8 protein-coding genes are annotated in these 9,933 nt (G+C 69.7%); 3 read left to right on the forward strand and 5 right to left on the reverse strand.

The genetic code is table 11. The features are described from left to right. Positions 1 to 8: 8 nt before the first annotated feature. Positions 9 to 410 (reverse strand): twitching motility response regulator PilG, encoded by a 402-nt coding sequence (gene pilG / locus KVS69_RS05465; protein ID WP_068853721.1) that lies wholly within the window; start codon positions 408 to 410, stop codon positions 9 to 11. A 248-nt stretch (positions 411 to 658) separates the two neighbouring features. Here pilG and gshB point away from each other — a divergent pair, with 248 nt between their 5' ends. Then, positions 659 to 1,609, forward strand: a complete 951-nt coding sequence (gene gshB / locus KVS69_RS05470; protein WP_093533781.1) for a glutathione synthase — start codon at positions 659 to 661, stop codon at positions 1,607 to 1,609. Then, the gene (locus tag KVS69_RS05475; RefSeq protein ID WP_068853723.1) at positions 1,606 to 2,493 is read left to right on the forward strand and encodes an energy transducer TonB; all 888 of its coding nucleotides are present in this window, start codon (positions 1,606 to 1,608) and stop codon (positions 2,491 to 2,493) included. The genes gshB and KVS69_RS05475 overlap by 4 nt, the downstream gene beginning before the upstream one ends. Positions 2,494 to 2,523: 30 nt before the next feature. On the opposite strand, the gene tsaB is transcribed toward KVS69_RS05475, so the two are convergent. From tsaB to mrcB, 4 genes are read right to left on the reverse strand one after another with little or no spacing between them, the layout of a single operon-like run. Beyond that, the gene (gene tsaB / locus KVS69_RS05480; protein WP_217537424.1) at positions 2,524 to 3,228 is read right to left on the reverse strand and encodes a tRNA (adenosine(37)-N6)-threonylcarbamoyltransferase complex dimerization subunit type 1 TsaB; all 705 of its coding nucleotides are present in this window, start codon (positions 3,226 to 3,228) and stop codon (positions 2,524 to 2,526) included. A 5-nt stretch (positions 3,229 to 3,233) separates the two neighbouring features. Further along, the gene (locus KVS69_RS05485) at positions 3,234 to 5,270 is read right to left on the reverse strand and encodes an ATP-dependent DNA helicase (RefSeq protein ID WP_217537425.1); all 2,037 of its coding nucleotides are present in this window, start codon (positions 5,268 to 5,270) and stop codon (positions 3,234 to 3,236) included. Between the two features lie 37 nt (positions 5,271 to 5,307). Further along, positions 5,308 to 5,838 carry a hypothetical protein gene (locus tag KVS69_RS05490; protein WP_217537426.1) on the reverse strand — a complete coding sequence of 177 codons (531 nt, stop codon included), beginning with the start codon at positions 5,836 to 5,838 and terminating at the stop codon, positions 5,308 to 5,310. 23 nt (positions 5,839 to 5,861) lie between these two features. Further along, entirely contained in the window at positions 5,862 to 8,300 is a 2,439-nt protein-coding gene (mrcB, locus tag KVS69_RS05495) for a penicillin-binding protein 1B (RefSeq protein WP_217537431.1), read from the reverse strand. 95 nt (positions 8,301 to 8,395) lie between these two features. Here mrcB and KVS69_RS05500 point away from each other — a divergent pair. After that, the coding region (locus KVS69_RS05500; protein ID WP_217537427.1) for a glycosyltransferase family 2 protein at positions 8,396 to 9,933 on the forward strand (1,538 nt) is incomplete at its 3' end.

Raw genomic sequence — 9,933 nt, forward strand, 5'->3', positions numbered from 1 at the left:
CCCCCTGGTCAGGCGTTTACGTATGTGCGGATGGCACCCAGCAGTTCTTCACGCGTGAAAGGCTTGGTCAGGTACTGCTCCGAGCCCACGATGCGACCGCGCGCCTTGTCGAACAGGCCGTCCTTGGACGACAGCATGATCACTGGCGTGGCCTTGAACAGCTGGTTGTTCTTGATCAGCGCGCAGGTCTGATACCCGTCGAGACGGGGCATCATGATGTCCACGAAGATGATCTGCGGCTGTGTGTCGGCGATCTTCGCCAACGCCTCGAAACCATCGGTCGCGGTCACTACTTCGCAGCCTTCACGCTTGAGCAGCGTTTCGGCCGTTCTGCGGATGGTCTTCGAATCATCGATGACCATCACCCTGAGCCCTGCGAGTTCCCCACCCGCAGCCATGTTTTCAGTCATTACCTTTCCCCGAGCGCGCGACGCTTCTGCTTTGGTCCGGCGCCGCTGCGAAAGCGTATCTATATCCCACCACGCGGCCGTCATCAAGGGTGTGCTTCCCAAGCCAAGCCGGGAGCGCCCCCCGCGAACCGGCCCGGCCCGGAACTGCGCAAAGCGTGAAGACCGCCGGACGCTGCGTTCCGCCGCTCCGGGCAGGCAATACGGGCGCATTGCCGCTACCATCAGCGCCTGCCCGCCAGGTTGCGACCATGCCGTTGAACGTCATCGTGGTGATGGATGCCATCGCCCATATCAAGATCGCCAAGGACACCACCTTCGCCATGCTGCTGGAAGCCCAGCGCCGTGGCCATGCACTGCACTACGTCAGCCCCGGCGGGCTGGCGCTGCGCGACGGGGTGGCGGTGGCCCGTACCGCCCCGCTGCAGGTGCGCGACGACAAGCATGACTGGTTCACGCTGGGCGAATTCGGCCAGACCACCTTCGGCCCCGGCCAGGTGGTGCTGATGCGCAAGGATCCGCCGGTGGATGCCGAATTCATCTACGACACCCAGGTACTGGGCGTGGCCCAGCAGGCGGGCGCGCTGGTGGTGAACGATCCGCAGGGCCTGCGCGACTACAACGAGAAGCTGGCCGCCCTGCTCTTCCCGCAGTGCTGCCCGCCGACCCTGGTCAGCCGCCGCCACGCCGACCTGAAGGCGTTCGTGCTGGAACATGGCCAGGCCGTGCTCAAGCCGCTGGACGGCATGGGCGGGCGCTCGATCTTCCGCAGCGGCACCGGTGATCCGAACCTCAACGTGATCCTGGAAACGCTGACCGATGGCGAGCGCAGGCTGACCCTGGCTCAGAAATTCATCCCCGACATCACCGCCGGCGACAAGCGCATCCTGCTGGTCGACGGAGAGCCGGTGGACTACTGCCTGGCGCGGATTCCGCAGGGCGACGAGTTCCGCGGCAACCTGGCCGCCGGTGGTCGCGGCGAAGGCCGCCCGCTGAGCGAGCGCGACCGCTGGATCGCCGCCCAGGTCGGGCCGGAGATGAAGCGCCGTGGCATGCGCTTCGTGGGGCTGGACGTGATCGGTGATTACCTCACCGAGGTCAATGTCACCAGCCCCACCTGCGTGCGCGAACTGGATGCGCAGTTCGGGCTGAACATCGCCGGCACCCTGTTCGACGCGATCGAGGCCAGCCTGGCGCAATGAGTACGGCGGTCGCTCCGATGGTGCCCCTGCAGGCCCGCGAATCGCAGCGCCTGGGCGCGACCCTCGCGCTGTCGGCGCTGGTGCATGCGCTGCTGATCCTGGGGGTGGGCTTCGCGGTCAGCGACAATGCCGCGCTGGTGCCGACCCTGGACGTGATCTTCAGCCAGACCCAGACCCCGCTGACCCCCAGGCAGGCCGACTTCCTGGCCCAGGCCAACCAGCAGGGCGGCGGCGACCACGACAAGGCGCAGCGCCCGCGTGACAACCAGACCGGGATCGTGCCGCAGCCCCAGGCCGGGCTGTCGCCGGTGCCGCAGCAGCGCCAGGATGCCGCGCGCCCGCCACCGCCGCAGGCGCGGGTGGTGGCCAGCCGCAACAGCCCCGACCCGATCGCCGAGGCACAGCCACAGCCACTGCCGGAGCATCCGCAGCCGGACGCGGCGATGACCGCGCGCGAACAGCGCGATGCCGAAATGGCCCGGCTGGCCGCCGAGGTGCACCTGCGTTCGGCGCAGTACGCCAAGCGCCCGAACCGCAAGTTCGTGTCGGCCAGCACCCGCGAATACGCCTACGCCAATTACCTGCGCGCGTGGGTGGACCGCGCCGAACGCGTGGGCAACCTCAACTACCCCGACGAGGCGCGCCAGCGCCGGCTGGGCGGCCAGGTGGTGATCACCGTGGGCGTGCGCCGCGATGGCAGCGTGGAAAGCAGCCGGATCCTGCGCAGCAGCGGCACGCCGCTGCTGGATGAAACCGCGCTGCGGGTCATCCGCCTGGCCCAGCCGTTCCCGCCGCTGCCCAAGACCGATGACGGCGTGGATATACTGCAGGTCACCCGGACCTGGGTGTTCCTGCCCGGCGGCGAGTTGCGCGACGACCGGTAAGGCCGGCTCGGCTCCGGGCGCTCTGATTGATCAGCGCTGCTTTGCCGCCCGCGCAGCCTGCTGTTCGACCAGGGTCAGGGCGACGTTGTTGCGCAGGTAAGCCGGTTCAACCAGCTCCGGGGCCATCGCCTCGCCGCGCTCGAACATCGGCACCGCCAGCGCCAGCAGGTCGGAGGCACGCGGCAATGCCTGCGCGTCAACACCGTCCAGCTGATCGGCAAGCCGCGTGGCCAGCACGCCCTCGGCCGCACCGAAGCCCGTACCGACACCAAACCAGCGCGTGCCATCGGGCAGTTCCACGGCCTCCGGCGCACACACCACTTCCTCGCCCTGCAGCTGCCACTGGCCATCCACGCGCACGTGGCGCGCCGCATAGACCTCCCCCATGCGCGCATCGATGCTGCTCAGGACGTGGATGGCTTCAGCCGGCGCGCGCAGCGCCAGCACCTGCAGGGTGGAGACCGGGATCAACGGGCGATCCAGCGCCAGCGCGATGCCTTGCGCGATGGCAATCGCCAGCCGCACGCCGGTGAACGCGCCCGGCCCCCGCCCCAAAGCAATCGCATCCAGCTGCGAGCGCGCCAGCCCGGCCTCGGCCAGCAGTTCCTCGGCCCAGGGCAGGCTCAGTTCGGCATGGCGGCGCGGGGCGATCTCGAAGCGCTCACGCACCTGCCCATCCACGTACAGGGCAACGGAGCAGGCTTCGGTGGCGGTTTCAAAGGCGAGCAGTTTCATGGGGATCAGAACAGGGAAGTAGGAAAGGCATCGGCAACCGCGGCGGGACTGGCAGTCCCGGTGTCGGCAGCAGTGGCAGGCCATTGTGGCGCAAAGAAGGTCTGCACATCGCCCAGCGAGCGCGTGCGCCGGAACGGCGGCAGCGAATCCAGGAAGGTGCGGCCGTAGCTGCGGCTGACCAGGCGCGGGTCGCACAGCACCAGCACGCCCCGGTCGGTCTCGCTGCGGATCAGCCGCCCCACGCCCTGCTTGAGCGCGATCACCGCCTGCGGCAGCTGCTCGTCGCGGAACGGGTTGCCGCCATCGCGACGGATGGCATCCAGCCGTGCCTCGAACACCGGGTCATCGGGCGCGGCGAACGGCAGCTTGTCGATCACCACCACGCTCAACGCATCGCCCACTACGTCCACGCCCTCGCGGAAGCTGGCCGAGCCCAGCAGCACGCCGTTGCCGGATTCGCGGAAGCGCTGCAGCAGCGTGGCGCGCGGCGCCTCACCCTGCACGAACAACGGCCACGGCGCGTCGCGCAGTGCTTCGGCGGCTTCGCGCAATGCGCGATGCGAGGCGAACAACAGGAATGCGCGCCCGCCCGATGCTTCCAGCACCGGGGTCAGCGCGCGGATCAGCGCGGTACCAAAGCCGCGCGCGGCCGGATCCGGCAGGTCGGTCGGCAGATAGCACAGCGCCTGCCGGGCCCAGTCGAACGGACTGGGCTGCAGCAACGTGATCGGGTCGTCCAGGCCCAGCCGCTGGGCGATGTGCTCGAACCTGCCGTCCACCGTCAGCGTGGCCGAGGTGAATATCCACGCCGCCATCGAACGCTGGCGGTGCTCGCGCAGCGGCCCGGACACATCCATCGGTGTGCGCTGGCAGCGGAAGCCACGCGGGGTGAGCTCATACCAGAGCACCTCGGCCGGTGCTGGAACCTGCTCCGGCTCGGTATCGAAGTCCAGCAGCGGCGCATCATCGCCCAACCAGCGCGACAACCGCGACACCGCCTCCATCGCCCGCGCGTGGCAGGCATCCAGGCCGGGCGACGACGCGCGCACGCCATCCAGTACGTCGCGCAGCGCCACGAGCGCACTCATCGCGGCATCGAAGCCATCGCGCACCTGCGGCACCGCCAGGGCGCGCCACTGGGTACCGCGCGCGGGCAGGCCGTCCATCGCCGTGCGCAGCTCGCGCAGGGTCTGCTCCAGCGCGCCGGCATGCGCGTGCAGCGCGGCCTGCGCACCGGCCACGCTGCGGCTCTCGGCCAGGCAGTCGCGCGCCAGCTCCTGCCACGGCCGCATGCCGAATCCTTCGCCGAAGAAATTGGCGGCCAGCTCCGGCAACTGATGCGCTTCGTCGATCACGAACGCCTGCGCGCCCGGCAGGATTTCGCCGAAGCCCTCCTGTTTGAGCGCCAGGTCGGCCAGCAGCAGGTGGTGGTTGACCACCACCACGTCGGCCGCCTGTGCACGCTGGCGCGCCTGCACTACGAAGCAGTCATCCCAGAACGGGCACTCCGTACCCAGGCAGTTGTCCACCGTGGAGGTGACCATCGGGTACAGCGGCGAATCATCGGGCAGCGCTTCCAGTTCGGCCATATCGCCGAATTTCGTACGCCCCGACCAGGCCAGGATGCGCTGGAACTGCGCCACTTCCTGCGGCGAAGTGAAGCGCGGCTCGCCGCGCGCCTGCTGCAGCCGGTACCGGCACAGGTAATTGGACCGCCCTTTGAGCAGCGCGCTGCTGTGCCCCACCCCGAGCGCGGCACGCACGCGCGGCAGGTCGCGGTGGTACAGCTGGTCCTGCAGCGCGCGGGTACCGGTGGAAATGATGGTCTTCAGCCCCGACAGCAGCGCCGGCACCAGGTAGGCGAAGGTCTTGCCGGTGCCCGTGCCGGCCTCGGCAAGCAGCACCTCGCGCTGGTCGAAGGCTTCGGCGATGGCCGTGGTCAGGCGCAGCTGCGCCGGACGGGCGACGAAGGCATCAAGTTGGCTGGCGAGCGTGCCACCCTCGCTGAGGGCTTCACTGCTGGCGTGGGCAAGGCGGGACATGCCGTCATTGTAGTGCCGGCCGCTGGCCGGCACCGTTTCAATAGCGCTTGATGCCCGGCACCGTGCAGCCTTCCAGCTGGGCGTGCGCCGATGCCGCGTTTTCCTTCTCGCCGCGCGCCAGGCGCGCCTGTTCGATGGTCGCCCAGTGGCGGCGGCACAACGGGCCGGTCTTCGAGCCCAGCTCCACCGCCTTGCGGGCCAGCGTTTCGGCGCGGGCCCAGTCGCCCTGCAGCAGCGCGATCTCCGCGCGTTCCTGCACGATCGACGGATCACCTTCGTTGATCAGCAGCGCCTGGTCCAGCGCGTCGGCCGCACCGGCCAGGTCGTTGGCCTGGCGCTTGGCCTTGGCCACCACGCGCAGGTCCTCGATGCCGGCATCGCGCAGCGGCTGCACATCCAGCTCCTTGTCGTCCTTGCCGGCGCTGGCATCCACGGCCGCCATGCGCTGGGCCGGCGTGGTGGTGTCGACCGGCGGCTTCACCGGCGGCGCGGTGGACACGCAGGCGGCCAACGCCAGGCCGAGCGCGAGCACGGAAGCGGTACGGATCACGGTGCGGGAAGTCGTCATGCGGAGCTGCCTTGCGTTGCGCTTCATCGAGCGGGGGGAGTGGCCGCGGGGGCGGCCTGCGCCGGCTCGGCGGCCGGTTCGGGCTTCTTGTCCAGGCCGAACCAGCTGCGCCAGCCACCGCCTTCGCCACCCTCGCCGCCTTCGCCCTCCGGCAATGCGGTGGGGGCCACGCAGGCAGCGTAGGCCGGCGCGTAGCCGACCACGAACGGGAAGCGGCGCGCGCCCGGGCAGGACTCGTCGGTGGCGGCGGTGCCGCCGGCTTCCACCGGCTGCCAGTCCAGGCCTTTGTTGCTGACCTTCAACGGCGCGCTCGGCAGGCGGCTGAAGATGCCCGACCATACCCGCATGGCGCCGGTGGCGCCGAACAGGCCGGTCTGCTCGTTCTGGTCGTTGCCCATCCAGACCACCGCCAGGTGGTCGCCGGTGTAGCCGGCATACCAGCTGTCACGACCATCGTTGGAGGTACCGGTCTTGCCGGCCGCCTGCAGGCGCGACAGGCCATCGGCGTTGAGGCGCGCGGCGGTGCCGCTGGACACCACCTGCTGCAGGCCGATGCTGATCAGGTTGGCGGCGATGGAGTCGCCTTCCTGGGCCGGCGCCGGGGTCTTGTCATAGCGCTTGAGCAGCTTGCCCTGCGGATCGAGCACGCCGCGCACGGCGTGCAGCGGCTGGATCTCGCCACCGGACGCCAGGAACTGGTACAGCTGCGCCATCGCATAGGGGCTCTGGTCGGTCGCGCCCAGGATCACCGAGGGATTGCTCTCGGCCTTCAACCCGGCCAGCACGTGGATCAGCTGGGTGACCCGCTCCGGGCCCACCTGCATGCCCACCCGCACGGTGGCCTGGTTGTAGGAATTGGCCAGCGCGTCGACAAGGCGCACGGTGCCGTGGCTGCGGTTGTCCGCATTGCCCGGGGTCCAGCGCTTGCCGCGGCTGAGCTGCACGGTCACCGGCGAATCATCGACGAAGGTGGCCAGCGAATACTTGTCCGGCTGCGCCAGCGCCAGCAGGTACACGAACGGCTTGAGCAGCGAGCCGACCTGCCGCTGCGCTTCGATGGCGCGGTTGAAGCCCGGCTCGGACACATCGCGGCTGCCGACCACGGCCAGCACGTCGCCGTTGTGCACGTCGGTCAGCACCAGGCCGGCCTGCAGTTCGGGGCGGCGCTTGTTTTCCAGCGACTTCAGCGTTTTGGTCACCGCACCTTCGGCATAGGCCTGGGCCGAGGGCGCCATGCCCGTCATCACGCTCAGGCCAGCGCCCTGCAGCACGGCTTCGGGGTAGTCATGGCCCAGCTGGCGGCGCACCAGGTCGACATAGGCCGGGAACCGGTTGGCGGCGATCAGGCCGGGGTTCTTCGGCACGCCCAGCGGCGCCTTCAGCGCACGCTGCAGCTCGGCGTCGTCGATCAGGCCGTTTTCGTGCAGCTTGCCGAGCACGAAGTTGCGCCGGTCCAGCGCGCGCTCGGGGTTGCGGCGCGGGTCGTAGTAGGACGGCCCCTTGACCAGCCCGATCAGCAGCGCGATGTGTTCGGTGTTGAGCGAGGACAGGTCACGACCGAACCAGAATTCGGCGCCGGAGGACATGCCGTGGATCGCCTGGCTGCCGCGCTGGCCCAGGTACACCTGGTTGAGGTAGGCCTCCAGGATGGTGCGCTTGTCGTAGCGCGCCTCCATGATCAGCGCGTACAGCACCTCGTTGAACTTGCGGGTGACGGTCTGTTCCTTGCCGATCCCGAGCAGGCCGCTGCGGGCCAGCTGCTGGGTCAGCGTGGAAGCGCCCTGGCGGCTCTGGCCGCCGGAGCGCACGGTCACCCAGACCGCGCGCGCGATGCCGCTCAGGTCGATGCCATGGTGCCGGTTGAAATCCTTGTCCTCCACCGCCTGCAGGCCGGTGACCAGCAGCTCGGGGGTGTCTTCGAGCCGGACCAGGCGGCGCTCTTCCTGCTTCTGGCCGTACAGGGTGGCGATACGCGCCGGGTCCAGCCGCGCGGCCTTGAGCGCCTTGCGGCTGTCTGCGTCGCGCAGCGAGGCGATCTGGCCACCGGACAGACTCAGCTCGATCCGGCGCGGCGCGACCTTGCCGTCGACGTCGTTGTAGCCGCGGCTGGACACCACGAAGCGGCCGCCGTCCTGGCTGAAGGTGGCCGGCGCCTTGCCGGTGCCGTCATCGCGGTAGGCCGATGCCGCCAGTTCGGTCTTGAGCGTCTGCGTATCCATGGCCACGCCCGGCGCCAGCGCCAGCGGCCGTGCGTAGACACGGGTGGGAATCTGCCAGCGCAGTTCGCCGAAGCGCTGGGTGACCTGGGTGTTCAGGTACACCGTATAGGGAATGAGGAAACCCAGCGCCAGCGCCACGGCGGCCATGCCCCAGGTGATCAGGCGACGGCGCCACAGCGGCCAGCGGCTGTCGGTGTCGTCCTCGAACGCGTCGTTGTCGTCGGAATCGTAGCGTGGGGGCACGGGCATGCAAGAATGTAAAAGTCCGGCGAGTCTAGCGCAGCCACGGTAGCGCGCGTGTCCCCCGGTTTTCCCCGCTTAGCTGGAGTTGTAACGGGATGTCGACATCCTTGGCCGATGCACGCTACTTCCTGAACCGCATGATCGGCCTGTTCCGGCGCAGCGTGGCCAGCCTGCGCACCCGGGGCTGGCGGGCCACCTGGCAGCGTATCCGGGTCCATGCGCAGCCCCTGCCCGAGCTGCAGCGCGCCCCGTTGTACCTGCCAGCGGCGGCCCCGTTCGCGCCGTTCGCGGTGCCGTGCAGCGTTGAGCCACGGGTCAGCATTGTGATCCCGGTGTACAACCATGCCGCCCACACCCTGGCCTGCCTGCGCGCTCTGGCGGCCCACCCGCCGCACGTGGCCTGCGAGATCCTGGTCATCGACGACGGCAGCAGCGACGAGACCCTGCAGTGGATGCCGCAGGTGCAGGGGCTGCGCTACGAAGTCCGGGCGGCCAACGGCGGCTTCATCGAGGCCTGCAACGACGGCGTGGCGCGCTCGCGCGGCGCCTTCGTGGTGCTGCTCAACAACGACACCGTGCCGCAGCCCGGCTGGCTGGATGCGCTGCTGGAGACGTTCGACAAGGTCCCGCAGGCCGGCCTGGTCGGCTCACAGCTGCTGTATCCCGACGGCCGCCTGCAGGAGGCCGGCGGCGTGGTGTTCAGCGACGGCAGTGCATGGAGCTACGGCCGCTTCGAATCGCCTGACGACCCGCGCTATCGCGCGCTGCGCGATGCGGACTACTGTTCCGGCGCCGCGTTGATGCTGCCGCGTGCGCTGTGGGACCAGCTGGGCGGGCTGGATACGCGCTACCGTCCGGCCTATTACGAAGACACCGACCTGGCCTTTGCCGTGCGCGCCGCCGGCCGCCGGGTGCTGGTGCAACCGGCCAGCCGGGTGGTGCATGACGAAGGCACCAGCAACGGCACCGATACCGGCAGCGGGATCAAGGCCTACCAGGTCCGCAACCAGGGCGTGTTCGCGGCCCGGTGGGCGCAGGTGCTGGCCCGGCATCCGGCCCCCGGCAGCGTGCCGTCGCCGGCGTTGCTGCACCGCCACCAACGCCAGGTGCTGATCCTGGACGAACGCGTGCCGCAACCGGATCGCGATTCCGGTTCGCTGCGCCAGTACAACCTGATCCGCATGCTGCTGGCCGAAGGCCTGCACGTGGTATTCGTGCCAACCCTGCGCGAACATGCCGGCGCGCCCACCGAAGCACTGCAGGCGCTGGGCGTGGAAGTCTGGTACGCACCGTTCCTGGAGGGCGTCGGCGCGTGGCTGCGCGAGCACGGGTCGCGCTTTGCGGTGGTGATGATGGTGCGCCACCACGTGGCCAGCGAGTGCCTGCCGCTGCTGAAGCGCTACGCACCGGATGCGCGGCGGGTGTTCGATACCGTGGACCTGCACTACCTGCGCGAGCGCCGCGGCGCCGAACTGGCTGGCGATGCCGGGCTGCTGCGCAATGCCGGGCGCACCCGCACGCGCGAACTGGCGGTGATGGCCGCCAGCGACGTGACCGTGCTGGTCAGCGAGGCCGAGCGCGCGCACTACAGCCAGGTTGGGGATGTGCTGAGCCGCTGGGCGGCCGCCGCGCC

It is taken from the genome of Stenotrophomonas sp. GbtcB23, from assembly GCF_019091045.1.
Lineage (GTDB): Bacteria > Pseudomonadota > Gammaproteobacteria > Xanthomonadales > Xanthomonadaceae > Stenotrophomonas > Stenotrophomonas rhizophila_A.

Coding starts and splice junctions, on each gene's coding strand:
- pilG (WP_068853721.1), bottom strand. CDS start 410: ATGACTGAAAACATGGCTGCGGGTGGGGAACTCGCAGGGCTCAGGGTG.
- gshB (WP_093533781.1), top strand. CDS start 659: ATGCCGTTGAACGTCATCGTGGTGATGGATGCCATCGCCCATATCAAG.
- KVS69_RS05475 (WP_068853723.1), top strand. CDS start 1,606: ATGAGTACGGCGGTCGCTCCGATGGTGCCCCTGCAGGCCCGCGAATCG.
- KVS69_RS05485 (WP_217537425.1), bottom strand. CDS start 5,270: ATGTCCCGCCTTGCCCACGCCAGCAGTGAAGCCCTCAGCGAGGGTGGC.
- tsaB (WP_217537424.1), bottom strand. CDS start 3,228: ATGAAACTGCTCGCCTTTGAAACCGCCACCGAAGCCTGCTCCGTTGCC.
- KVS69_RS05490 (WP_217537426.1), bottom strand. CDS start 5,838: ATGACGACTTCCCGCACCGTGATCCGTACCGCTTCCGTGCTCGCGCTC.